The sequence below is a fragment of the Lysobacter fragariae genome, assembly GCF_054779775.1.
Window position 1 is genome coordinate 66,142 of record NZ_BAAGXP010000013.1, and the last position, 23,117, is coordinate 89,258.

At 66.8% G+C, this 23,117-nt stretch carries 20 protein-coding genes; 8 read left to right on the plus strand and 12 right to left on the minus strand.

The window, feature by feature from the left end:
- Positions 1 to 27 precede the first annotated feature (27 nt).
- From ACYVD7_RS13810 to ACYVD7_RS13820, 3 genes are all read left to right on the plus strand, one after another.
- On the plus strand, positions 28 to 537 hold the full coding sequence (locus tag ACYVD7_RS13810) for a hypothetical protein (RefSeq protein WP_460764361.1): 510 nt from the start codon (positions 28 to 30) through the stop codon (positions 535 to 537).
- Positions 538 to 665: 128 nt separating this feature from the next.
- Positions 666 to 1,175: a hypothetical protein gene (locus ACYVD7_RS13815; RefSeq protein ID WP_460764363.1), complete on the plus strand. Its 510-nt coding sequence runs from the start codon at positions 666 to 668 to the stop codon at positions 1,173 to 1,175.
- A 131-nt stretch (positions 1,176 to 1,306) separates the two neighbouring features.
- On the plus strand, positions 1,307 to 2,539 hold the full coding sequence (locus ACYVD7_RS13820; protein ID WP_460764365.1) for an XVIPCD domain-containing protein: 1,233 nt from the start codon (positions 1,307 to 1,309) through the stop codon (positions 2,537 to 2,539).
- A 65-nt stretch (positions 2,540 to 2,604) separates the two neighbouring features.
- Here ACYVD7_RS13820 and hslU read toward each other — a convergent pair whose 3' ends face one another.
- The 11 genes from hslU to ACYVD7_RS13875 all read right to left on the minus strand — a co-directional run bounded on the left by hslU (position 2,605) and on the right by ACYVD7_RS13875 (position 15,782).
- A complete protein-coding gene (gene hslU / locus ACYVD7_RS13825; protein WP_460764543.1) occupies positions 2,605 to 3,993 on the minus strand; it encodes an ATP-dependent protease ATPase subunit HslU in 1,389 nt (462 codons plus the stop codon).
- 169 nt (positions 3,994 to 4,162) lie between these two features.
- A complete protein-coding gene (gene hslV, locus ACYVD7_RS13830) occupies positions 4,163 to 4,714 on the minus strand; it encodes an ATP-dependent protease subunit HslV (RefSeq protein ID WP_460764367.1) in 552 nt (183 codons plus the stop codon).
- A 241-nt stretch (positions 4,715 to 4,955) separates the two neighbouring features.
- Positions 4,956 to 5,840, minus strand: a complete 885-nt coding sequence (gene xerC / locus ACYVD7_RS13835; RefSeq protein WP_460764369.1) for a tyrosine recombinase XerC — start codon at positions 5,838 to 5,840, stop codon at positions 4,956 to 4,958.
- Positions 5,841 to 5,937: 97 nt separating this feature from the next.
- The gene (locus ACYVD7_RS13840; RefSeq protein ID WP_460764371.1) at positions 5,938 to 6,612 is read right to left on the minus strand and encodes a DUF484 family protein; all 675 of its coding nucleotides are present in this window, start codon (positions 6,610 to 6,612) and stop codon (positions 5,938 to 5,940) included.
- Positions 6,609 to 7,490, minus strand: coding sequence for a diaminopimelate epimerase (dapF, locus tag ACYVD7_RS13845; protein WP_460764373.1), 882 nt, complete (start codon positions 7,488 to 7,490; stop codon positions 6,609 to 6,611). The genes ACYVD7_RS13840 and dapF overlap by 4 nt, the downstream gene beginning before the upstream one ends.
- Positions 7,483 to 7,734 carry an LPS translocon maturation chaperone LptM gene (gene lptM, locus ACYVD7_RS13850; protein WP_460764375.1) on the minus strand — a complete coding sequence of 84 codons (252 nt, stop codon included), beginning with the start codon at positions 7,732 to 7,734 and terminating at the stop codon, positions 7,483 to 7,485. Before lptM ends, dapF begins: the two co-directional genes overlap by 8 nt.
- 163 nt (positions 7,735 to 7,897) lie before the next feature.
- Positions 7,898 to 9,547: a flavin monoamine oxidase family protein gene (locus tag ACYVD7_RS13855; protein ID WP_460764377.1), complete on the minus strand. Its 1,650-nt coding sequence runs from the start codon at positions 9,545 to 9,547 to the stop codon at positions 7,898 to 7,900.
- Positions 9,548 to 9,748: 201 nt separating this feature from the next.
- On the minus strand, positions 9,749 to 11,875 hold the full coding sequence (locus ACYVD7_RS13860; protein WP_460764379.1) for a S9 family peptidase: 2,127 nt from the start codon (positions 11,873 to 11,875) through the stop codon (positions 9,749 to 9,751).
- A gap of 168 nt (positions 11,876 to 12,043) precedes the next feature.
- Positions 12,044 to 14,197, minus strand: coding sequence for a prolyl oligopeptidase family serine peptidase (locus tag ACYVD7_RS13865; RefSeq protein ID WP_460764381.1), 2,154 nt, complete (start codon positions 14,195 to 14,197; stop codon positions 12,044 to 12,046).
- A 121-nt stretch (positions 14,198 to 14,318) separates the two neighbouring features.
- Complete coding sequence (locus ACYVD7_RS13870) at positions 14,319 to 14,660, minus strand: hypothetical protein (protein WP_460764383.1); 342 nt, start codon at positions 14,658 to 14,660, stop codon at positions 14,319 to 14,321.
- A 153-nt stretch (positions 14,661 to 14,813) separates the two neighbouring features.
- The gene (locus ACYVD7_RS13875) at positions 14,814 to 15,782 is read right to left on the minus strand and encodes a helix-turn-helix transcriptional regulator (protein ID WP_460764385.1); all 969 of its coding nucleotides are present in this window, start codon (positions 15,780 to 15,782) and stop codon (positions 14,814 to 14,816) included.
- Between the two features lie 222 nt (positions 15,783 to 16,004).
- On the opposite strand from ACYVD7_RS13875, the gene ACYVD7_RS13880 reads away from it, so the two are divergent.
- From ACYVD7_RS13880 to ACYVD7_RS13900, 5 genes are all read left to right on the plus strand, one after another.
- Complete coding sequence (locus ACYVD7_RS13880) at positions 16,005 to 16,709, plus strand: LolA family protein (RefSeq protein ID WP_460764387.1); 705 nt, start codon at positions 16,005 to 16,007, stop codon at positions 16,707 to 16,709.
- 139 nt (positions 16,710 to 16,848) lie between these two features.
- On the plus strand, positions 16,849 to 19,884 hold the full coding sequence (locus ACYVD7_RS13885) for a molybdopterin oxidoreductase family protein (RefSeq protein ID WP_460764389.1): 3,036 nt from the start codon (positions 16,849 to 16,851) through the stop codon (positions 19,882 to 19,884).
- On the plus strand, positions 19,881 to 20,102 hold the full coding sequence (locus ACYVD7_RS13890) for a hypothetical protein (RefSeq protein ID WP_460764391.1): 222 nt from the start codon (positions 19,881 to 19,883) through the stop codon (positions 20,100 to 20,102). The genes ACYVD7_RS13885 and ACYVD7_RS13890 overlap by 4 nt, the downstream gene beginning before the upstream one ends.
- On the plus strand, positions 20,099 to 21,007 hold the full coding sequence (locus ACYVD7_RS13895) for a 4Fe-4S dicluster domain-containing protein (protein WP_460764393.1): 909 nt from the start codon (positions 20,099 to 20,101) through the stop codon (positions 21,005 to 21,007). The genes ACYVD7_RS13890 and ACYVD7_RS13895 overlap by 4 nt, the downstream gene beginning before the upstream one ends.
- Before the next feature lie 137 nt (positions 21,008 to 21,144).
- Positions 21,145 to 22,113, plus strand: a complete 969-nt coding sequence (locus tag ACYVD7_RS13900; protein WP_460764395.1) for a dimethyl sulfoxide reductase anchor subunit family protein — start codon at positions 21,145 to 21,147, stop codon at positions 22,111 to 22,113.
- A 61-nt stretch (positions 22,114 to 22,174) separates the two neighbouring features.
- On the opposite strand, the gene hemC is transcribed toward ACYVD7_RS13900, so the two are convergent.
- Positions 22,175 to 23,092 (minus strand): hydroxymethylbilane synthase, encoded by a 918-nt coding sequence (gene hemC, locus ACYVD7_RS13905; RefSeq protein WP_460764397.1) that lies wholly within the window; start codon positions 23,090 to 23,092, stop codon positions 22,175 to 22,177.
- Positions 23,093 to 23,117 lie beyond the last annotated feature (25 nt).

Here is a 23,117-nt window from a genome sequence, read left to right on the forward strand (position 1 = left end):
ACACAAAACGGATAAGGAGCATCCATCATGCATTTTCGTGTTTCACCGGCCCTTGGCACGCCCAGGCTTGTCTTGATCGCCCTGTCTGCATTGGCATTCAGTGCCTGCTCGCAGGATCACCCGGTTCAGAATCGCCCCGTTGCCAGTGGGTCTACCCGAGCGGAGGCCGCCGGCCCTCACGATCAAGCCAGTACGCCTGCAACCGCCCAGGTCCAGGCTGCACCATTCGACGAGCCAACCATTCCCTTTCCGCAGGCATTGTTTGGACTCTGGGCCGTTTCGCCTGACGTGTGCCAATCACCCGATGGCGAAGGCAGGATCAGGATTACGGCGAATCTGCTGACCGGCTATGAAGTCGCCTTGCGCCCGCTGGAGGTCAAGTCCGTCGGGGCAAGTGCATGGACCATCGAGTCCGAGGAGAACTATCTCGGCACCCAGTTTGCGAAGGTGATCCAGACAATTTCGCTCGATGGTGGCGCGCTGATCGTGCAGCCAGAAGGCGAACAGGTGGAGCGCTATCTCAGGTGCGGGGAATAGGCTCCGTGCGCATGAGAAATACGATTCCGAAACTCGTCTCCCTGCTGCTTCCCGTACTCGGCAGCGTTGCATTGTCGGCGTGTACGCATGTATCGCCGGACCATCGCCCTGCCCCGGAGCACTCCAACATGAAGACGGAAACCGCCACTCCTGTTCCGCACCCCCAACTGGCCGCCGACCGGGCCCTGTTGCGTCTGGTCGATCTGCTCCGTTCCACCCGATCGGTCAGGGACTTCACCGCCAAGCACCTGAGCGATGCGATGGGCGTTCCGTTCAAGACAATCGGGCCCGGCCATTGGGGCTTCGGCGAACAACTGACGCCGGACTGGTGGTACGGCATGGAGATGAATGAGACGACATCGACGGGCCAACCGCGCTTCGACTTCAGCTTCAACAGTGCACCCGGCACCTCGCCTGCCATGACATCGATTTGCGACGTCGATTTCGCTGCATTTTCCTCGGCATTGCAGGCGGCCGGTTTCGTCTCTACGCCCTACCACGCCGAGCACGGGCGTCTTGCCAGCCATGAGTTCAATCGCCCCGGCATGCGGGTGGAGGCCTATCCGGAAGGCGAGCACACCTGGTCGGAAGAAAAAGGCAGCGGTCGCAGCTGCGTGAAGATGGTTCTTGTCTGGTAATCGAAAAGGATGACGATATGCCAAGCCTCAGCGCCGGATCCCAGGCGCTACTGACCCGGTTCTCGCAACAGCCCGGGGTCACGCCTGATCAGTTCCACAACCTTCAGTCCATCATCAATGCCAGTCCTGCGTTGATCGACCAGGTCAATTCAGGCGTCGCCCATGGGCGCCTGACCAACATCGTTGCCCTGACCAATCCCAACGCCGGCGGCGAGTACGATCCCGCCGTCAGGGAAATGCGGCTGCCGCTGTCCAGGCTCACGACACCACCCAGCGTCGGGGAGATGACGTTCGTTCTCGGCCATGAGTTGCAGCACGGACTCAATGCCAGCCGCGCTGCCACCGCATCAAGCCGGTTTGCACAGGACGTGTCGCAAGTCGCGTCGGGCCACGCGCCCGTACATGACTACACGACGGCCCTGCAGAGGAAGCTGGCCGCCAATCGCGACGACGAGGCCCGCGCGCAAATCGCCGGCTGGAACGCCGTGGCCGGCGCCGTCCGAAGTCAGAACCCGAACCCGACGCTCGCTGATATCTACCAGTTCCAGCCCCGCCGGATGGAGGACTTCATCGACCGGAGCCCCAATGGTCCTCCCTACACCTACGCCATCAAGCCCAACCTGACGCTCGCCCCCGACCTGACGCTTGCCAGCACCGCGGCCAATATCGAGGGGATGGGCAAGAACTACTTCGACAAGCCGCCGCGACAACCAGGCGGATTGGGGCCACGTGGCAACGCGGACTATGTGAACTATTACGGGGCCTCGTCGGTTGGGTACATCGCGCAGGTGGAACGCGTCGTCAACCCGCCCCATGCGGGAGCCGCATCACCGCAGATGACACTCGACATGGCGCGACTGCGCCTGTCCGAGAAGCTGCTCGAAGAAAAGGGAATCGACCTGGGGCCAGGCAACACGGGGCAGCAGCGCTACTTCGACAGCAGCGCCCAGCCGCCGGTGGCGCGCATCTTCCAGCACACCATCAATAGCCATCAGCACGTCAGTCCCGTCTTGCCGGTAGCGGTTACCCCGGACTTTCCGCGGGACCACGCAGACCGTCGACTGTATGACGCGATCCAGCGACAGCTGCCGCCCGGCACCTCCGCGGAGATGACTGCACACGCACTGGCCAGGACGCGAGAGTGCGGCATCCGCGACGAGCAACAGCTCGACAAGGTAGCCGTGCACGATGGGAATGCGTGGGTAGTGGGAAAGACGCCCGGCTTCTGGACCAAGGTCGATCTCGCTGCCACGCCGCCGCCATTGCAGGAATCCCTGCGCGCGGTGGATATCGCGGCCGTACAGGAAGTCCAGCAGGTCACGGCGCGCCATGCGGCGATGACGGCGAGTCCGGTGTTGCGCTGAATCACGGCCGCCAAAACAGAAGGCCCCGCGATGCGGGGCCTTTTTTATGCGCGATACCGGTCCGGTTACAGGATGTACCGGCTCAGGTCCGGATCCTGCACCAGCTCGCCCAGGTGCGCGTCGACGTACGTGCTGTCGATCGTCACCGACGAGCCGTCGCGGTCGGGGGCCTCGAAGCTGAGCACGTCGAGCAGGCGCTCGAGCACCGTGTGCAGGCGACGTGCGCCGATGTTTTCCTGGCGCTCGTTGACCTGCGCGGCGATGGCCGCGAGGCGATCGACCGCATCGGCGGTGAAGGACAGCGTCACGCCCTCGGTGCGCAGCAGTTCGATGTACTGCGTGGTCAGCGCCGCCTTGGGCTCGGTGAGGATGCGCACGAAATCATCCTTGCTCAGTGCGCCCAGCTCCACGCGGATCGGGAAGCGACCCTGCAGCTCGGGGATCAGGTCGCTGGGCTTGGCCAGGTGGAACGCGCCCGATGCGATGAACAGGATGTGGTCGGTTTTAACCGACCCGTACTTGGTGCTGACGGTGGAGCCTTCGACCAGCGGCAGCAGGTCGCGCTGCACGCCTTCGCGGCTGACATCGCCGCCGGTCGCGCCGGCGTTGCCGCGCTTGGCGACCTTGTCGATCTCGTCGATGAAGACGATGCCGTGCTGTTCGCAGGCTTCGATCGCCGCGTCGCGCACGTCGTCCTCGTTCACGAGTTTGGCGGCCTCTTCTTCGATCAGCTGCACGCGGGCGGCCTTGATCGTCACCTTGCGCTTGTGGGTCTTGGCACCGGCGACCTGCGAGAACATCTGCCGCAGCTGCTGGCCCATTTCTTCCATGCCCGGGGGCGCCATGATGTCGACGCCGACGTTCGCGGCGAAGTCGAGTTCGACCTCGCGCTCGTCCAGCTCGCCGGCGCGCAGTTGTCTGCGCAGCTTGCCGCGGGTCCTGTCGTCGGCCTCGGTCTGTGGCGTGGCCTCCTCCAGGCTGGTCTGGGCATCGCCCTGGAAACCGAACATCGGTGTCGCCGTCGCGCGGCGCGGCAGCAGTGCATCGAGGATGCGGTCCTCCGCGTTTTCCTCGGCCTTGGTACGCACGCGCTGCTTGGCCTGCTCGCGGTACATTTTCACCGCGGTGTCGGCGAGGTCGCGCACGATCTGCTCGACGTCCTTGCCGACGTAACCGACTTCGGTGAAACGCGTGGCTTCGACCTTCACGAACGGCGCATTGGCCAGTGTGGCCAGGCGTCGCGCGATCTCGGTCTTGCCCACGCCGGTCGGGCCGATCATCAGGATGTTCTTGGGCATCACCTCGTCGCGCAGCTCCGGTTCGAGCTGCATGCGGCGCCAGCGATTGCGCAGGGCGATGGCGACGGCGCGCTTGGCCGCGTGCTGGCCGACGATGTGGCGGTCGAGCTCCTGCACGATCTCGCGCGGAGTCATGGTGGCGGACGTGGTGTTCATCTTCTTCATGATGTTTCGATTCCGTTCGTCCTGAGCGTAGCCGCGAAGCGACAAAGTCGAAGGACGTTGTTGGTCGGATCAGGAATGCCGCAGGCCTTCGACTTCGCGCCTTCGGCGCGCAGCTTGTCCTGAGCGCAGTCGAAGGGCTCAGGGTGAGCGGGTGCCGGGGTCAGAGCTCTTCGACCACGATGTTGCGGTTGGTGTAGATGCAGATGTCGCCAGCGATGTTCAGCGCTTCCGTGGCGATGGTCTTCGCATCCAGCTGCGTGTGCGCAGCCAGTGCGCGGGCCGCCGCGAGCGCGTAGGAACCACCCGAGCCGATGGCGACGATGCCGTCCTCAGGTTCGATCACGTCGCCCGTGCCGCTGATGATCAGCGAGGTCTCGCGGTCGGCGACGATCAGCAGCGCCTCGAGCTTTCCGAGGCGGCGTTCGGTGCGCCAGTCCTTTGCCAGTTCCACCGCGGCGCGGGTGAGCTGGCCGTGCTTGTCGAGCTTGGCTTCGAACAGTTCGAACAAGGTGAAGGCATCGGCGGCGGCACCGGCGAATCCGGCCAGCACCTGGCCATCGCGACCGAGGCGGCGCACCTTGCGCGCGTTGGACTTCATCACCGTATGACCAAGCGTCACCTGGCCATCGCCGGCGACGGCGACGTGACCGTCGCGGCGCACGGACACGATGGTCGTGGCATGGAATACGTCGGGATTGCGGCTGGGATCCATGGGGTTCTCCGTGGGGTCCAAGCGAATTGGGGACGCGGCGGCGCTGTTCAAGCCCGACCAAAGGTCATGGCGGCGGCACCCTTCATTTTTCGGCGTCCGGGTCTCGCCCAGCCTCGGGAGCGCGGGCACCGCACCCCCACGTTGCAGCGGCGAACATCCACGCATGCAACACGTCGGAAACGCGTTCTCGCAAACCTTCGAGCGAGGGCTCGATCGATGTCGGGTCAAGACCGTCCTGCGACTACTTTTCCGGCTTCCGCTTCGCCCGCGGATGCGCCGCGTCATACACCTTCGCCAGGTGCTGGTAGTCCAGGTGCGTGTAGATCTGCGTGGTGGCTATATCGGCATGGCCGAGCAGTTCCTGCACACCGCGCAGGTCGCCGGAGGATTCCAGGATGTGGCTGGCGAAGGAATGCCGCAGCAGGTGCGGATGCACGCGCTTGAACAGGCCCTGCTGCTGCGCCAGCTGGCGCACGCGCAGCTGGATCGCACGCGGCGTGATCGGGCCGTTGCGGCCGGGAAATACGGGTGATTCCTGGGTCGCACCCGTGGACGCGCGCCACTCGTGCAAGGCGTTGCGCGCGTGCGAACCCAGCGGCACGCTGCGCTGCTTGCGACCCTTGCCCAGCACGGTGACCAGCCCATCCGTCAGGTCCAGGTCGCGCCAGCGCAGCGCGCACAACTCGGACAGGCGCAGGCCGGAGGAATAGAACAGCTCGAGCAGTGCACGATCGCGCAGGCCGAGCGGCGCATCGGTGGGGACTTCCACCAGCGCCTTGGCCTCGTCCGGGTCGAGCACCTGCGGCAGCTTGCGCGGCGCCTTGGGCGCGCGGATCGCGGCGGCGGGGTTGGCGGCGATGCGGCCGTGCTTCAGCAGCCAGGCGTAGAAACTGCGGCAGGCGGACAGCCGGCGTTGCAGCGATTTCGGCGAGAGGCCGCGGCGGTGTTCCGCGGCGATGAACTGGCGCAGCTGATCCGGCTGCAATGCCGCGACGTCGGCGTGGGCGGCGGTCGCTTGCACCCATTGCGCGAGCCCATCCAGGTCGCGCCGATAGGCATCGAGCGTGTGCGCCGACATCTGCCGTTCGACGGCGAGATAAGCGAGGTAATCGGCGATCGCGCTCATGCGCCGGCCTGCGGGATGACGATTCGTCCCCGTGTCCAATCCTTTTCTCCCTCGCAGTGCGAGGGAAGGCGCAGGCTTGGACCGGGGATGGCCACGATCAGTCGTCGAAGCGCCGCAACGCGACGGCCAGCGCCTCGCCCATCATGCGCAGGAACAGCGTGCCCATGCCGGGGAAGAAACGATTGGCATCGCGGCTGCCGACCGCGACCAGGCCCAGGGCCGTGACGGGCAGCAGCACGCTCGACTGCACCTCCTCCGCGCGCAGGCCGTAGAGCAACGCGTGCTTTTCCGGCTGCAGGCGGCCGCACAGCGGCTCGCCACTGGCGATGCAATCGCGGAACGGTTGCAGGCGCGCATCGTCGGCAGGGATGTGCTGCAGCCAGTCCGCCGCTTCAAGACCCGCGACGGCATCGAAGGTCACGATTCGTACCAGGTCGCCGTTGAAGTCCTCCGCCAGTGACGCCGCCATCGCGCGCAGGGTGTCGCCTGCCGTCGCCTGCTTCATCAACGCGAGGGTGAGCTGGTGCGTGCGCACGGCAAGGCGTTCGTTGTCCTGCGCGTTGGCGAACAGGTCCTGCAGCCGCTTGTTGAGTTCGCGGTTCTTGTCGCGCAGGACGTCGAGCTGGTAACTGGCCAACGACGCTGCAGGACCTTCATCGCGCGGCACGACCAGGCTGAGCGCAAGGTCGGGAAACTGCTTGAGGAACTGCGGATGCCGGCGCAGCCAGGCCGCGATTTCGTGGGCGCCGAGCTTTTCCTGGGTATCGGTCATGCCAACCACTCTCCTTCGAATACGAATGCAGCCGGGCCGGCCATCGTCACCGGGGCGTCGTCGCGCGGCCACGCGATCTGCAATTCGCCACCGGGCAATACGACCGTCACCGTGCGATCGACGCGATCGCGCTTCATCAGCACCACCGCCGCCGCGCAGGCGCCGCTACCGCAGGCGAGCGTCTCGCCCGCGCCGCGCTCGTACACGCGCAGGCGCAGGCGGCCGCGCGACTCGACCTGGGCGAAACCGATATTGGCGCTGTCGGGGAACGCCGGCAGCGACTGCAGGAGCGGTCCGACGGTCTCCACCGGCGCGGTGGCGGCAGCGTCCACTTCGATCACCGCGTGGGGATTGCCCATCGACACGGCACCGAAGGCATAGGCGGCGCCGGCATGTTCCAGCGTGTATTGCGCCTGCGCTTCGCCGAAGCCTAGCAGCGGCACATCGACCGGCGCGAAACGCGGCACGCCCATGGCGATGCGGAACCCGCCGTCGCGCAGGCGCTCGACGTGGTGGGTATCGACCGGGCTGTCGACATCGAAGGCATCGCCGCTGGCCGTGCCGTCGCGCAGCAGCCACGCCGCGACGCAGCGCGCGCCGTTGCCACACTGGCGCGCGTGGGAGCCGTCGGAATTCCAGATGCGGTAGCTCGCCACCGCTGTCGCACTGCGCGGCGGTTCGATGGTGAGGATCTGGTCGCAGCCGACACCCATGTGGCGGTCGCCGAGCGCGCGACACAACCGTGCATCGAGCGTGGTCGCGCCGTCGCGCAGGTCAACGACGACGAAGTCGTTGCCCGCGCCATGCATCTTGCTGAAGCGCAGCACGCGTGCGCCGTCGGTTACGGCCGCGTTGCGCGATGCCGCCGCTTCAGCCATTCCCGTTGCCGTCGGCCGGCGCAGGTGGCGTGGTGGGCGTCTGCGGCGTCGGGGCTTCGCTGGGCGGCGTCTCAGTGGCGGGTGCTTCGGTAGCAGGCGTCTCGCTGGCGGGCGCAGCGGCCGGCGCGGCCACGGGTTCGTCCGCGGGCACCTGGCTGGGAAGGATCAGCGGACCCTTGTTGCCGCAGCCGGCCACGCAGGCCACCACGGCGGCGATGAAGGCGATTTTGAGTGTGCGGTTCATGCGGCCAGTGTAGCGCGAGGGCGCGTGAGGGCGCCGCGTGCCGGGTCCCCGTTCCGGGGCGTGCTCATCGGAACGCGGCCCAGCTGGCGCCGCGCTGGGCCCGGACGGCAGAAGGCCCGCGAATCGCGGGCCTCCTGTTCACTTCGCGATGCCGGACGCGATGTCACCGTCCCCACATCAGGTTGCAGGCCTCGTTCGCCGCGCGCAGGCCCGACAGCGCCGCACCCTCCATGAACCCCTGCCATTCGTAGAAGCTGCTGGTGTGCTCGCCCGCGAACAGCACGTTGTCCACCGGCTTGGCTTCGTTATGCGCGATGGTGGTGAAGTAGCCCGGTCGCGGCGTGCTGTAGGAGCCCTTGCTGAGCGGATTGGTCGACCAGTTCTCGCTGAAGGCCAGCACCTCGCCCTTGGCGTTGCGCGAGGCGGCCGCGTTGGCGCCCGGCAGGACCCGTTCCAGGTCGCCCAGGAAGGCGCGGGCATCGGATTGCACGGTCCCGGCCTGCAGCGTGCGCGCCAGTGCGCCGCCGGCATGGTGGGTCAGGATCGCGTGGGTCTCGCTGCCCTTGATCGGGTTGGTTTCCCAGGTGTTCTGCAGGTTGGCGCGGTCGCTGTAGACGGTGCCGTTGGCCTCGTGCTGCAGGTACCAGTACGGCTGCTTGAAACCGACCATCAGCTTGCTGTTGTCACCCGAAGTCGAGCTGTTGATCGCCACGCGCTTCCAGGCCGGAAGCCCCAGGCTCGCATCGAGCTTCACGTCGCGTAGCACGCTGAAGGGCAGCGCGAATACGACGACGTCATGGTCGCTCTGTACGCGGCGACCGCCGGTGTCGAAGGTCAGGCGTACGGCGCCGCCGGCCAGCTTGCGCGCCGCCACCAGCTTGTGACCCAGCTGCACCGGCACCGGAAGGCGTTCGGCCATCGCGGTGGTGATGCGATCGTTGCCGTCGACCACGTGGAAATGGTCACCACTGAACGGACCGTAGGGCCCGAACTTGCTGCGACGGTCGTTGTAGACGAAGCGCAGGAAGCTGATCGCGCTGAGTTCGTCGATGCGGGCACCGAACTCGGCCGCATACGCGCTGCCGATGAGGCTGCGCAGGAGGCCACTGGCGCCGTACATGAGCAGGTAATCGTCCAGGCTCATGAAGTCGTAGAGGGCGTCGGCCTCGGTCTTGTTGTCGGCCGTGGGGTAGCTGAGGGTGTCGAGGTCGGCGCGGATGCACGCGACGAACGCGCGGAACTCTTCCACCACCTGCGCCTCGGTGTAGGCGCTGCCACCGAAGTGGTAGGACGGCGTGCCCGGGAAGCTGGAGAACTCTTCCAGCGGCAGGTTGAACGCGCGGGCGTAGCCGAGCATTACCTGGTGCGAGGCGCCGATGAACTCGGCGCCGCGCTCGGCCACCTGGCCCGGGAAGAAACCGCGCAGCGTCGAGACGCGGCCACCCGCACGGTTGCCAGCCTCGAACACCTTGGCGCTGACGCCATTGCGCGCCAGTTCCATCGCGCAGCTCAATCCGGCCAGGCCCGCGCCTACGACGGCGACGCCGCGGGTCTTGGTCATGCGCGCGTAGACGGTGCGGGTCGCCTGCGCGGCCGCCGCCCACGCCTTAGGGGCGAACGCGCCGGTCGCGGCAACCGAGGCCGCGCCTGCGGCAGCGCCCACCATCAGCCGGCGTCGGCCTTCGTCGCCCAGCCGCTCCTGTCCGATCGCGGCCTGTCCGATCGCGTCAAGCGCGTTCTCCCCGGTCCGCTCGCAGCGATCCGCCAAACGCGCAATGCGCAGCAACTGCGCCATCATCCCCGTGCGACTCATATGTTCCCCTGTCGACGGACCGCGCAGGGCGCCCACCCCTGGACACCACGCGATCCCTATCCCTGGGCCACCCCTTGGCCTCAAGCGACCGAGTCTAGCAAGCGGACTCGACGGCCGCGGGCAACGCAAAACGCCGGCCAGACCGGCCGAACCGCCCGGCGGCGGTCGGCAGGTGCATCAGGGCGCGTACGCCAGGACGGGTTACCTGACGCCCAGCTGGTCCAGCATGAAGGCGTACAGCTCCGCGCGCTCCTCGTGGCGACGGAAGCGGCCCGACTTGCCGCCGTGGCCGGCCTCCATGTTCGTGCGGAACACGACGGTGCGGTCGGAGGTATCGACATCGCGCAGGCGGGCGACGTACTTGGCGGGTTCGTAGTACTGCACCTGCGAATCCCACAGGCCGGTGGCGACGAACATCGCCGGGTAAGCCTGGGCCTTCAGGTTGTCGTAGGGCGAGTACGACAGCATGTAGTCGTAGTAGTCCTTCTTCTCGGGGTTGCCCCACTCGTCGTATTCGTTGGTCGTCAGCGGAATGCTGGCGTCGAGCATTGTGGTCACCACGTCGACGAACGGCACTTCCGACAGGATCACGCGGTAGCGATCCGGTGCCATGTTGCTGATGGCGCCCATCAGCAGGCCGCCTGCACTGCCGCCGTGCGCGGCGACACGGCCCTTGGCTGCGTAACCTTCCTGCACCAGGAAATCGGTGACATCGATGAAGTCGGTGAAGGTGTTCTTCTTCTTGAACAGCTTGCCGTCCTCGTACCAGGCGCGACCCATCTCCTCGCCGCCACGGATGTGGGCGATGGCGTAGACCATGCCGCGATCGAGCAGGCTGACCACGCTGCTGCTGAAGGTGGGATCGATGGAATTGCCGTAGCTGCCGTAGCCGTACTGCAGCAGCGCGGCGGTGCCGTCCTTCCTGAAGCCCTTCGCGTACACCACCGACACCGGGATCTTCGTTCCGTCGCGCGCGGTCGCCCACAGGCGCTGCGTCTCGTACTTGCTGGCGTCGTAGCCGGGGACCGGGTCGCGCTTGAGCAGCTTGCGCTCATCGGTACGCGTGTTGAGCTCGTAGGTCGTGCCCGGCGTGGTCATCGACGTGTAGCTGTAGCGCAGCCAGTCGGTATCCGGCTCGGAATTGACCGCCAGGCCCATCGAATAGGCGGATTCATCAGCCTTCACGTACTCGGATGCGCCGTCCGCCTTGAGGATGCGCACGCGCTCCAGGCCCTGCGAACGTTCGGCGATCGCGGTGAAGCCATCGAACAGTTCGAAGTCCTCGATGAACACCGCGTCGTCATGCGCGACCCAGTCCTTCCAGTCCTTGCGCGCAGTAGCGCCATCCGCGGCGGTGACGAGCTTGAAGTTCTGCGCCTTCTTGCCGTCCGCGTCGGGGGCATTGGTGCGGATCACCCAACGCCCGCCGTGGTGGTCGGCGTGGTATTCGACGTCGCGCTCGCGCGGGGCGAGCACGGCAAACTCGCCCGGCGTCGCCGCGGACGTGCAGCGCACTTCGTCGGACACCGTGCTGCTCATCTCGATGCAGATGAACTTGTCGTCGCGGGTGCGATCGATGCCCATGTAGAAGCTGTCGTCGTGCTCTTCGTACACCAGCACGTCGCTCGACGCCGGCGTGCCGAGCACGTGCTTCTTCACCCGCACGGTCAGCAGGGTTTCCGGGTCGTTCTCGATGTAGAACAGCGTCTTGCTGTCGTCCGCCCACACCAGGTTGGGTGCCACGCCGTGGATCTCGTCGGCGTAGGTTTCACCGGTGGCGAGGTTGCGGAAGCGGATCGTGTACTGGCGGCGGCCGACATCGTCATCGGCCCAGGCCAGCAGGTTGTTGTCCTGGCTCACCTGGTAATCGCCGACGCTGAAGTACCCCTTGCCTTCGGCCATCGCGTTGACGTCCAGCAGCACTTCCTCGGCCGCGTCCATGTTGCCCTTGCGGCGCGCATGGACCGGATAGTCCTTGCCGGTCTCGAAACGCGTGTAGTACCAGTAGCCGCGCTCGCGGTACGGCACCGAGCTGTCGTCCTGCTTGATGCGGCCGACGATCTCTTCGTAGACCTTTTCCTGCAACGGCCGCAGCGGTGCCATCACCTTGTCGGCGTAGGCGTTCTCGGCATCGAGGTACGCCAGCATCTGCGGGTTCTTGCGGGTGTCGTCGCGCAGCCAGTAGTAATCGTCATTGCGGGTCGCGCCGTGTGGCGCTTTCACCACGTGCGGCTTTTTCGCCACATCGGGCGGAGTCGGCAGGTCGGCGGCGTGTGCGGACATCGTGGTCATGAGCAGCGAGGTGGCCAGCAGTAAGGAAGACTTCATGGATGGGGTCCGGGAAGGCGGTCCGCAACGGGAGGTTGGGGCCGGAACGGCAGACGGGCGCCGTAGCGCCGCGCTGCAGGAAACCTCGCCCGCGGCATTGCTGAACGCGCCGCCGCGCGCGAGGAACGTCGGGCGGCCTGGCTTTACAGGCTCGCCCGAGCGCCAGGTCTACTTCAGCCGCTCCCAGAGGAAGGTGTAGGCCAGCGCGTTCATGTGCGCCTGCTGCGCGTTGTTGGCTGCGCCGCCGTGGCCGCCTTCGACGTTCTCGTAGTAGGTCACGTCCTTGCCGGCCTCGATCATCTTCGCCGCCATCTTGCGGGCATGGCCCGGATGCACGCGGTCGTCGCGGGTCGAGGTGGTGAAGATGACCGGGGGATACGTACGCTTGGCGTCGAAGAGGTGGTACGGCGAGAAGCCCTGGATGAAGTCCCAGTCGCTGGTGTCCGGATCACCGTATTCGGCCATCCACGACGCGCCGGCCAGCAGGTGGCTGTAGCGCTTCATGTCCAGCAGCGGCACCTGCACGACCACCGCACCGAACAACTCCGGATACTGGGTCAGCATGTTTCCGGTGAGCAGGCCGCCATTGCTGCCGCCCTGCACGCCCAGGTGCTTGCTCGAGGTGATCTTGTTCGCGATCAGGTCCTGCGCGACCGCGGCGAAGTCCTCGTAGGCCTTGTGGCGGTTGGCCTTGAGCGCGGCCTGGTGCCAGCGCGGACCGTATTCGCCGCCGCCACGGATGTTGGCGACCACGTAGACACCGCCCTTCTCCAGCCAGCCCTTGCCGACGCCGCCGGAATAGCCCGGGGTCAACGACACCTCGAAGCCGCCGTAGCCGTACAGCAAGGTCGGCGTGCTGCCATCGAGCTTGAGGTCCTTCGGCTTGACCAGGAAATACGGCACATGGGTGCCGTCCTTGCTGGTGGCGAAGTGCTGTTCGACCACGTCGCCGCTGGCGTCGAAGAACACCGGATTGGTCTTCAGCACTTCAGGCTGGTCGGAAGATTGCAGGTCCGCGATCGCGAGGGTGGTCGGCGTGAGGTAATCGGTCGCGGTCATCCACACCGCGTCGCCTTCGTCCGCATCGACGGGGCCAACGCCAACGGTGCCCAGGGTCGGCGCGCCGACGAAGGGCTCGCGCTTCCACTCGGCCGTGCCGCCCGTGCTGTCCGAAAGCGGGGCCGGCGTCAGCACGCTGATGCGGTTCTTCACGTCTTCCAGCACATTGAGGATGAGGTGGTTCTTCGTCCAAGAGTAGCCGGACAACGAGGTGCGATCGGTCGGCGCGAACAGCGTGGTGAACTCGCGCTTGCCGGCCATGAAGTCATCGAACTTCGTGGCGATCAGGCTGCCGGGCGCGTAGGTCTTGCCGCCGGCCTCGAAGGGTTCGCGCAGCTGGAGAACCAGCCATTCCTTGTGTACGTCCTTGTCGGCGGAATTGGGCGCATCGATCTTCGTCAGCGAGCCGTCGGCGCCACGCAGGAACAATTCGTTGTTCCAGAACGCGATCGAGCGGATGACGAAATCGCGGCCGAAGCCAGGCGTGCGGTCATGGAACGCGCCGACGGCGAGATCTGCCGGCTCACCTTCGTACACCAGCTTCGCCTGGGCCATCGGCGTACCGCGCTTCCACTCACGCACGGTGCGCGCGTAGCCCGAGGTGGTCATCGTGCCCGGACCGAAGTCGGTGTCCACGTAGACCGTGTCCTGGTCGATCCACGACAGGCTGCCCTTGGCCTCCGGACGGAAGAAGCCGTCCTTGACCCATTGCTTGGTGGCAAGGTCGAACTCGCGGGTGACATCGGCATCGCTGCCGCCGCGCGACAACGCGATCAGGCAGCGCTCATACGCCGGCTTGAGGCAGTCCGCGCCGTGCCACACCCACTCCTTGCCCTCGGCCTGGTTCAGGGCGTCGAGGTCGAGCACGGTTTCCCACTGCGGCTGCGCCTTGCGGTATTCGGCCAGCGTGGTGCGGCGCCACAGGCCGCGCTGGTGCTGCGCGTCCTTCCAGAAGTTGTAGTAGTAGGTGCCGATCTTCTCGACGCCGGGGATCTTGGCGTTGGAGTCCAGGACCGCGCGGATCTCGCCATCCAGCTGCTTGAACTGCGGGGTCGATGCGAGGGCGCTTTCGGTTTTCGCGTTCTGCGCGTGCACCCACTCCAGCGGCTGCTTGCCTTCCACGTCCTCGAGCCAGGCAAAGGGATCGGCGGCGGTTTTCATCTTCTGGGCGTCCTCGGCGTGGGCCACGCCAGCAGTGGTGGCCAGGCCGGCGGAGAGGATCGCGGAAAGCAGCGGGCGGGTGGCCCTTGACGATACGGACATGGCGGCTTGCGTAGGGTGGGAAGGTCCGCACGCTAGCACACGGGTTCGCGGCGGCGGCCGTGCCCGACGTCATGCCCGACTTCATTGCTGGCGCAGGCCGACAGCCTCCGCAAATCCTTCTTCAAGCCGCGCGGGAGACCCCCGGGCGCAGCGCCGGGCGATTGCGACGGCGCGCCTGCGGTTCGGAGCGACGGCGCCGGGCGGCCGTCGAGTGGTCCGGCCTCACCGCGCCCTGGTCCCCATCACGACGCATGCGATCGGAAAGCCGCAGCGCCCACAGCGCCACCGCGGGCATCGCCAACAGCCACAAGGGCAGCCAGCCCAGCGTCTGGCTGAAGCCGCGCGCCGCCGGCAGCAGCACAACCAGGGCTAGACCAATCGCCAACGCATAGCGCGGCAGGGCGTCGAGGGAGGCTTCGAGGGGGGCCTCGATGGCGTTGGGGTTGCGGTCGGCGTGGCGCATGGCGCGGGCTCCGTTGGGTGTGGAGCCAGCGTTGCGCGGTGGCATCTCACGGGCTGCGACTGCTCGCGGCCCAAGCCCGGCTCGGCGCCGGACCGGTCGCATCCGGCATGCCGGCGTGGACGCTGGTGGCGCGTCCACGCATCGTCCGTGACGTCAGTGCCCGTAGTTGGACAGCGCGAGCGACAGTAACGTCCGGGCCTGCTCGCGCAGGGAGGCCGGCTCGACGATTTCCGCGTCGCTGCCGTAATGCATCACGTCCATCAGCAGCTCGCGACCGGCGCTGTAGGGCACCTTCAATTCATAGCGGCCGTCGGGCAGGAAGCGGCCCTGCTGCTGCGAATGCCAATGCTCATCGGCGACCCAACGTGCGGCCTTGGCGCTGAACACGATCGTGGCCCAGCCCTTGGGCGTGCCGGAGAAAATGCCGTAGCTGGAAGCCAGGTGGCGGTCGAGATCCTCCTCGGGGAGGTCGCGCGCGGACGCTTCCAACACCTTTGCCGCGCTGATCCGATCCACCGAGAAGCTGCGCAGCCCATCGCGGTCGGCGTCCCAGGCATCGAGATACCAGTTGTCGCGGTAATGGGTCAGGCGCTGCGGCGAGACGGTGCGACGCGTGCGCTCATCGGTGGAGCGCGCGCGGTACTCGAAGGTCAGCTGCTTGCGATCCAGCACCGCCGTGGCGACGATGCGGAACGACGTCTCATCAAGCTTGCGCGTGCGGTGCGGCACCACGCGCACCCGCTCCACCGGCAGGCGACGGCCGCCGGCGTGCTCGTCCAGCAGCTTCTCGATGCGCTGCTGCAACGGCGCCAGCGCAGTGGACAGCACGCCGCCACCGCTGCGCATCAGCAACTGCTGCGCGGCGAGCAGTGCATGCAGTTCTTCCGAACTCAGCCACAGGCCCGGCAGCTCGAAGCGCTGGGCATCGTTGTGGTCGTAACGGAAGCCCGCCTCGCCGTTGCCGATCACCGGCGCCATCAGGTAGTCGCGCAGGTAGGCCAGGTCGCGATAGACCGTCGCGCGCGAACATTCAAGGTCGTCCTGCAGGCGCTGCACCGTGACCGGATAGCGCGAGGCGCTGAGGATGCGATGCAGGGCGTGGATGCGTTCGATTCGTTCCATGGCGCGATTATGGCGTGAATGGCGTGCATGCCGGACAGTCATGCGCTGCCTGCTCGGCCCGCGCGACCGGCGCACATGTCCGCAGCGGCCCGGCTCCCTATCGAACTCCTGGTTCCGGACCGGCGCACGGCCGGGCGTGACGGGTGGACGCGCACCCCGGGGGACTCGGGTTAGGCTGCGCGCAGGTCATCCCTTCTGGAGTCACCCGTCATGGAGCTGCGCATGTCCCGTTCCTGGTCCTCACCGTCCCTGCTCGCCCTCGCCCTCGTTGCGCCGCTGGCACTGCTCGGGTGCAAGCGCCAGACCGACACCGCAGCTGCAGCACCGGCCGCCGCCGCACCGGCGGCAAACGCACAGCTCGCGCCAGCGAACGACGCGGCCACGCCTGCGCCCGCATCGGGCATGGCATCCGCCAGCGCGCTGGACACGATCAAGGGCTCGATGGCGAAGTTCGTCGCGGTGCGCAGCTACCACGCCACCATGCGCCTGGACGGCGGCGCCCGCAGCGCGATGAACAACGAAGTCGACTTCGTCGCACCCGACCGTTACCGCATGAACATGGAAGGCATGGGCACGCAGGTGGTGATCGGCGACACCATGTACATGAGCATGCGCGGCCGCACCATGCAGGTGCCGATGCAGCCGGGATCGCTGACCCAGTGGCGCGATCCGGCGCGGATGCAGGAGGTGCAGGCCGGGATGACCGTGGAATCGCTCGGCAGTGAAACCCTGGACGGCACCGCTACGCGCAAGTACGTCGTCCACCACACCCAGCCCAAGCCGACCGACGTGACGATGTGGATCGACGGCCACGACCTGCCGATGCAGATCGTCGTCCACGGCAGCGAGCGCGGAAACCCGTTCACCGTCACCACCCGCTATTCGCGCTTCAACGATCCGTCGATCGCGGTCGATCCGCCGCAGTAAAGGCTACGCCTGACGCCGCTGCCACCGACAAATCCCAGTCGTACAAGGCGGGTCTTGACCCGCCAGTGCACTGGGAGCCAACGCGTTCTGGCCAACGATGGTGCTACGGCTGGCCAAGGCCCGCCCTACAATGCGCGCCATGCGCATGCCTTCCAAGCCCGTTACCGATGTGCCAGCTCCCAACGAGCCCGTGATCGACTATTCGCCCTCGCCCGGCGACACGGTCAAGACCACCACCTGCTACATGTGCGCCTGCCGCTGCGGCATCAAGGTGTGGCTGTCCGACGGCAAGGTCCGTTACATCCAGGGCAACCCGGAGCACCCGGTCAACAAGGGCGTGCTCTGCGCGAAGGGCTCGGCCGGCATCATGCAGCACTACTCGCCGGCGCGACTGGACAAGCCGCTGCTGCGCGTGGGCGAACGCGGCAAGGGCGAATTCAAGGAAATCGAGTGGGACGAGGCGCTGGAGCTGGCGACCTCGTGGCTCGCGCCGATCCGCGAACGAAATCCCGACGAACTCGCCTTCTTCACCGGCCGCGACCAGTCGCAGGCGCTGACCGGCTGGTGGGCGCAGCAGTTCGGCACGGTGAATTACGCCGCACACGGCGGTTTCTGCTCGGTGAACATGGCCGCCGGCGGGCTGTACACGCTGGGTGGCTCGTTCTGGGAATTCGGCGAACCCGACTGGGAACATGCCAAGTACCTGATGATGTGGGGCGTGGCCGAAGACCACGACTCCAATCCGATCAAGCTCGGGCTGGGCAAGCTGAAGGCGCACGGCGCCAAGATCGTCGCGGTGAATCCGGTGCGCACCGGCTACGGCGCGATCGCCGACGAATGGATCGGCATCCGCCCCGGCACCGATGGCCTGTTCGCCTTCGCGCTGATCCATGAGCTGCTCAAGGCCGACCGCATCGACCTGGATTACCTGGTGCGCTACACCAACGCGCATTGGCTGGTGGTCCAGAACCCGCATGGGCATGACGACGGTTTGTTCGCACGCGATGCCGACGGGCATCCGTTGTGCTGGAACCGCGCCTTCTCCTCCCCTTTGCGCGAAGCGCAAGGGGGAGGCCGGGAGGGGGTCGCTTTTGATTCTGGCTTGGTGGCCGCAAGCAACAGCCAAAGCACCCCACCCCAACCCTCCCCTTCGCTGCGCGAAAGGGAGGGGGCGGCAGTCCGCGCCGATGCCATCGACATCTGCCCTGCGGTCGTGGGCGAATACGTGCTCGACGATGGCCGCCGCGCCGTGCCTGTCTTCCACCTCGTCGTCGAACGCTATCTGGACCCGCAGTACGCGCCAGACGCGGTGAGCGAACGCTGCGGCATTCCCGCCGACACCATCCGCCGCATCGCGCGCGAACTGGCGCAGGCCGCCTTCGACAACGAAATCCGCCTGCCGGTGAAATGGACCGATGCGCACGGCCGCGAGCACAGCGAGATGATCGGCCGCCCCGTCGCGATGCACGCGATGCGCGGCATCAGCGCGCACAGCAACGGCTTCCACACCTGCCGCGCGCTGCACCTGCTGCAGCTGCTGCTCGGCGCGGTGGATACGCCAGGCTCGTTCCGTTACCAGCCGCCGTTCCCCAAGCCGATCGCGCCACCGAACCGCCCCGGCAAGTCGCGACAGGCCAATGGCGTGCTCGACGCGGCCCCGCTGGGCTTCGTCCACGCGCCGGAGGATCTGGTCGTCGACGCCGACGGCAATCCGCGCCGCATCGATCACGCGTATTCGTGGGCGTATCCGTTGTCCGCGCACGGCATGATGCACAGCGTGATCCGCAACGCCTGGTCCGGCAATCCGTACAAGATCGACACGCTGATGATGTTCATGGCGAACATGAGCTGGAACTCGTCGATGAACACGCGCGAGACGATGGCGATGCTCACCGACAAGGATGACGCCGGCGATTACAGGATCCCGCGCATCATCTACACCGACGCCTATGCCAGCGAGATGGTCGCGTACGCCGACCTGGTGCTGCCGGACACGACGTACCTTGAACGCTTCGATGCGATCTCGATGCTGGATCGGCCGATTTCCGACGCGGATGCGGCGATCGATGCGATCCGCCATCCGGTGCTCGACTCGGCGACGCAACGCGCCGACGAAGGCAAGCCGCGCGACGTGCGCGGCTTCCAGAGCGTGCTGATCGACCTGGGCGGCCGACTTGGCCTGCCCGGCCTATGCAACGAGGACGGCTCGCCGAAATACCGCGACTACGCCGACTACATCCAGCGCCACGAACGCGCACCGGGCGTTGGCCTGCTCGCGGGCTGGCGTGGCGAAGACGGTTCGCTGGAAGCCAAGGGCGCGCCGAATCCGGAGCAGCTGCAGCGCTACATCGACAACGGCGGCTTCTGGCGCAGCGAGATCCCCGAGGACGCGCGCTATTACAAGATGGCCAATCGCGGCTACCTCGAATGGGCGCAGCGCATGGGCTTCCTCGCCGGCACCGCGCCGATCACCTTGCAGCTGTATTCGGAAACGCTGCAGAAGTTCCGCCTCGCCGCACTCGGATTCGGCGAACACCAGCCGCCGGCGCAGCATCGCGAACGCGTGGCGACCTACTTCGACCCGTTGCCGATCTGGTACGAGCCGTTCGAAGGCGACCAGATCGCCGACGTGAACCGTGAATTCCCGCTCAGCGCGATCACCCAGCGGCCGATGTTCATGTACCACGCGTGGGGTTCGCAGAATGCGTGGCTGCGACAGATCGCCACGCGCAACTACCTGTACCTGCATCCCGACACCGGCGCGAAGCATGGCCTTGCCGACGAGGACTGGATCACCGTGACCTCGCACCAGGGCACGATCACCGTGCAGGCGAAATTCGCCGGCAACGTGCAGCCCGATACCGTGTGGACGTGGAACGCTATCGGCAAGCGCAAGGGCGCCTGGCGGCTGGGCAAGGACGCGCCCGAGAGCAACCAGGGCTTCCTGCTCAACCACCTGATCAGCGACATCACGCCGCGCGGCGACTATTTCAACGCCGATCCGGTCACCGGCCAGGCCGCGTGGTTCGACCTGCGCGTGCGCATCGCGAAGGCGCCGCCGGCAACCGCCAGCCAGCCGCAGTTCGAGCCGCTTGGGTTCGCCGAAGCCGACAATTCACCGCTCCGCTACGGCGCGACCTTCCGTGCCGCGCGCGCAAAGGGCGGGCAGGCATGAACGCGAGGACGTTCGCCGGCTACCTGTGCGTCGGGCTCGGCTTCGCGCTGATCGTGCTGCTGGGTAGCGGCGTGATCGGACCGTTTGGGCCGTCGCTGGGCGATGCACCTTCGATTGGCATGGTGCTGCTGGGCCTGCTGCCCAGCGTGCTGTGCGCGCTGGCGCTGTTCGTCGCCGGCCTGTGGTTGTTGAAAGCAAAGGGAAACCGCACGCCGTGACCGCTCTGCCGCCTCCGTCGAAGAAAAAGCTCGGGCTCGTGATCGACCTGGACACCTGCGTGGGCTGCCATGCCTGTGCGGTGGGTTGCAAGGAATGGAACGCCGGCGGTTTCGCCGCGCCACTGACCGACGAGAAGCCCTACGGCAAGGATCCCAGTGGCGTCTGGTTCAATCGCGTGCACAGTTTCGAGATCGCCGCGACCGACTTCGCGACACCCGCGCACGATCCCGGCGCGCACGATGCGTTGAACCTGCATGCCGGGAGCCTGCAGGCCGGGGGTCTACACGACGGAAGCTTGCCCGCGGACAAACCGCAAACCGCGTGCAGTTCCGGCACCAGCCTCGCGCAGATGATGGCGCAGCCGGCGATGACGCTTAATTTCCCGCGCTCCTGCCTGCATTGCGAAACGCCGGCATGCGTCACCGTGTGCCCGACCGGCGCCAGCTACAAGCGCGCGGAAGACGGCATCGTGCTGGTGGACGAGGACAAGTGCATCGGCTGCAAGCTGTGTTCGTGGGCCTGCCCGTATGGCGCACGCGAGTATTCGCACGTCGAAGGCGTGATGAAGAAGTGCACGTTGTGCATCGACCGCATCTACAACGAGAACCTGCCCGAGGCCGAGCGCGAACCGGCCTGCGTACAGGTCTGCCCGACCCGCGCGCGCCACTTTGGCGACCTGGGCGATCCGGAATCGAAAGTGTCGAAGCTGGTCGCCGATCGCGGCGGGGTCGCGCTGATGCCGGAACTGGGCTACGCGCCGGTCAACCGCTACCTGCCGCCGCGGCCGCGCCGCACCGGACAGGACGAAGCTGCAAAGGAAGCGAAACGCGGCGCGGAGGAGACGCTGGACACCAGCGCCCTGCCGCCAGTGTTGCGCTGGCTCGACCGCGTGTTGAGCCGCTGAGTCACCATGCATTGCTTCGACCCATCCCATCGCCGCCATTTCTGGCGAAACATCACCAGCTCCGGATCGCCCGGGGCAGGCTTCCTGCCTGCCCGTCCATGCGGTCCGCGCGGCAGTGCCGCGCAAGCGAGGACCGCATGAACCCCGCCTTCTCCGTCATCTTCTTCACCACCCTGTCCGGCGCCGGCTATGGCCTGTTGTTCTGGAGCGCCTTCGCTGCGCTGTTCCGCTGGACTGGCGCGCAGTCGCTGCTCGCCTGCGTGTTGCTGGCGTTGGCGCTGGTCACGATAGGGCTGTTCAGCTCGATGGCACACCTGGGCAAGCCGCTGCGCGCGTGGCGTGCGTTCTCGCAATGGCGCACGTCGTGGCTGTCGCGCGAAGGCGTCATGGCGATCGTGACCTACCTGCCGGCATTGGCGTTGCTTGCCATCTTCGGCGTGACAGTGTTCGCGTCGCACGGCGACGACAGCATCCCGCGCGGCGTCGCCGCCATCGATACCGGGCTGGTGGTCAGCACGGTATTGCTCATGGCCTGCTCGGCGCTCACGGTTGCCTGCACCGCGATGATCTACGCATCGCTGACGCCGATCCCCGCGTGGCGGCATCCCGCGGTCGTGCTGGTGTACCTGTTGTTCGCGCTACTCACCGGTGGACTGCTGTGCGCGGCGATCACCGACGGTCTGGGCGCCCCGATCGACAACAACGTGGCGGTGGGCGGCCTGTTCGTCGCGGTCATGCTCGCGCTGATAAAGCGGCGCTACTGGCGCGACATCGACACCACCCCGCTGCCGATGACGCGTGGCGATGCGGTCGGCCTGCCCGGCCGCACGGTCAGCGTGTTCGAGCGCCCGCACACCGAGGCGAACTACCTGACGCGCGAAATGGGTTTCGTCGTCGCGCGCAAGCACGCAGACAAACTGCGGGCGATTGCGGTGGCGCTTTTCGCCGTGATCCCGGTGCTATTGCTGCTGCCGGTGTGGTGCATTTCCCACCTCGATGCAGCGCCGTGGCTCGCGCTCGCGGCCATCAGTGCGCTGGGTGGTGCGCTGGTCGAACGCTGGTTGTTCTTCGCACAGGCCAAGCACATGGTGACGCTGTACTACTGAGGCAGCGTTCGTCAGGACTGATCGCAGCGCGCCTGATCGACGCCAGACACAGTCGCCCGACTTAACCCGCGGCGCCGATCAGCTCGCGGGCACCCTGCGCCAGCAATGCCTGCGCAACATCGAGCCCGAGGCATTCGGGTGCATCACCGCGACCCTGTGCATTCGCGCGCACGGCACGACCATCGACCGCGGAGCCGACCAGTCCGTGCAGCTGCAGGTGCTCGCCTTCCAGCCATGCGAACGCGGCCACTGGCACGTGGCAGCTGCCGTGCAGTTCGCGGTTCATGGCGCGCTCGGCCTCCACGCAGATGCGCGTGTCCACGTGGTCGAGGCTGGCGCACAGCGCACGCGTGGTCTCGTCGTCTTCGCGGCATTCGATCGCGATCGCACCCTGCGCCGGCGCCGGCAGCCAGTGCGGCGCATCCATGCGCGAACGGATGCGCGCATCGAAACCCAGCCGCTGCAGACCCGCGCAGGCCAGCACGATGGCGTCGTACTCGCCGGCATCGAGCTTGGCGAGCCGTGTGTTGACGTTGCCGCGCAGATCGCGCAACTGCAGGTCCGGGCGCAGCGCGCGCAGCTGCGCCTGTCGACGCAGCGACGATGTGCCGACCACCGCGGCGTGCGGCAGCGCGGCGATGTCGTCGTAACGGTTGCTGACAAAAGCATCGGCGTGGTCGGCTCGCTCGAGGATCGCCGGCAGGGCGAAGCCCGGTTCCAGCTCCATCGGCACGTCCTTGAGCGAATGCACCGCGCAATCGGCTTCGCCACGCAGCATCGCCAGCTCCAGTTCCTTGAGGAACAGCCCCTTGCCCCCGATGGCGGCGAGTGAGCGGTCCAGCACCTCATCGCCACGGGTACTCATCGGCACCAGCTCGACCTGGAGGCCGGGATGGGCTTCGCGCAGGGCGGCAGCGACGTGTTCGCTCTGCCACAGGGCAAGCGGGCTTTTGCGGGTAGCGATGCGGAGGCGGGTCATGGGGACATTATCCCCCGGTGATGGG

What these genes read in the sequence shown, in the direction of transcription:
- lptM (WP_460764375.1), bottom strand. Translation starts at nt 7,734, where the DNA reads ATGAACCGCACACTCAAAATCGCCTTCATCGCCGCCGTGGTGGCCTGC.
- ACYVD7_RS13840 (WP_460764371.1), bottom strand. Translation starts at nt 6,612, where the DNA reads ATGACCGATACCCAGGAAAAGCTCGGCGCCCACGAAATCGCGGCCTGG.
- ACYVD7_RS13900 (WP_460764395.1), top strand. Translation starts at nt 21,145, where the DNA reads ATGAACCCCGCCTTCTCCGTCATCTTCTTCACCACCCTGTCCGGCGCC.
- ACYVD7_RS13860 (WP_460764379.1), bottom strand. Translation starts at nt 11,875, where the DNA reads ATGAAGTCTTCCTTACTGCTGGCCACCTCGCTGCTCATGACCACGATG.
- ACYVD7_RS13870 (WP_460764383.1), bottom strand. Translation starts at nt 14,660, where the DNA reads ATGCGCCACGCCGACCGCAACCCCAACGCCATCGAGGCCCCCCTCGAA.
- ACYVD7_RS13855 (WP_460764377.1), bottom strand. Translation starts at nt 9,547, where the DNA reads ATGAGTCGCACGGGGATGATGGCGCAGTTGCTGCGCATTGCGCGTTTG.
- ACYVD7_RS13885 (WP_460764389.1), top strand. Translation starts at nt 16,849, where the DNA reads ATGCGCATGCCTTCCAAGCCCGTTACCGATGTGCCAGCTCCCAACGAG.
- ACYVD7_RS13880 (WP_460764387.1), top strand. Translation starts at nt 16,005, where the DNA reads ATGTCCCGTTCCTGGTCCTCACCGTCCCTGCTCGCCCTCGCCCTCGTT.
- xerC (WP_460764369.1), bottom strand. Translation starts at nt 5,840, where the DNA reads ATGAGCGCGATCGCCGATTACCTCGCTTATCTCGCCGTCGAACGGCAG.
- ACYVD7_RS13865 (WP_460764381.1), bottom strand. Translation starts at nt 14,197, where the DNA reads ATGTCCGTATCGTCAAGGGCCACCCGCCCGCTGCTTTCCGCGATCCTC.
- dapF (WP_460764373.1), bottom strand. Translation starts at nt 7,490, where the DNA reads ATGGCTGAAGCGGCGGCATCGCGCAACGCGGCCGTAACCGACGGCGCA.
- hslV (WP_460764367.1), bottom strand. Translation starts at nt 4,714, where the DNA reads ATGGATCCCAGCCGCAATCCCGACGTATTCCATGCCACGACCATCGTG.
- ACYVD7_RS13815 (WP_460764363.1), top strand. Translation starts at nt 666, where the DNA reads ATGAAGACGGAAACCGCCACTCCTGTTCCGCACCCCCAACTGGCCGCC.
- ACYVD7_RS13810 (WP_460764361.1), top strand. Translation starts at nt 28, where the DNA reads ATGCATTTTCGTGTTTCACCGGCCCTTGGCACGCCCAGGCTTGTCTTG.
- ACYVD7_RS13875 (WP_460764385.1), bottom strand. Translation starts at nt 15,782, where the DNA reads ATGGAACGAATCGAACGCATCCACGCCCTGCATCGCATCCTCAGCGCC.
- ACYVD7_RS13890 (WP_460764391.1), top strand. Translation starts at nt 19,881, where the DNA reads ATGAACGCGAGGACGTTCGCCGGCTACCTGTGCGTCGGGCTCGGCTTC.
- hemC (WP_460764397.1), bottom strand. Translation starts at nt 23,092, where the DNA reads ATGACCCGCCTCCGCATCGCTACCCGCAAAAGCCCGCTTGCCCTGTGG.
- hslU (WP_460764543.1), bottom strand. Translation starts at nt 3,993, where the DNA reads ATGAACACCACGTCCGCCACCATGACTCCGCGCGAGATCGTGCAGGAG.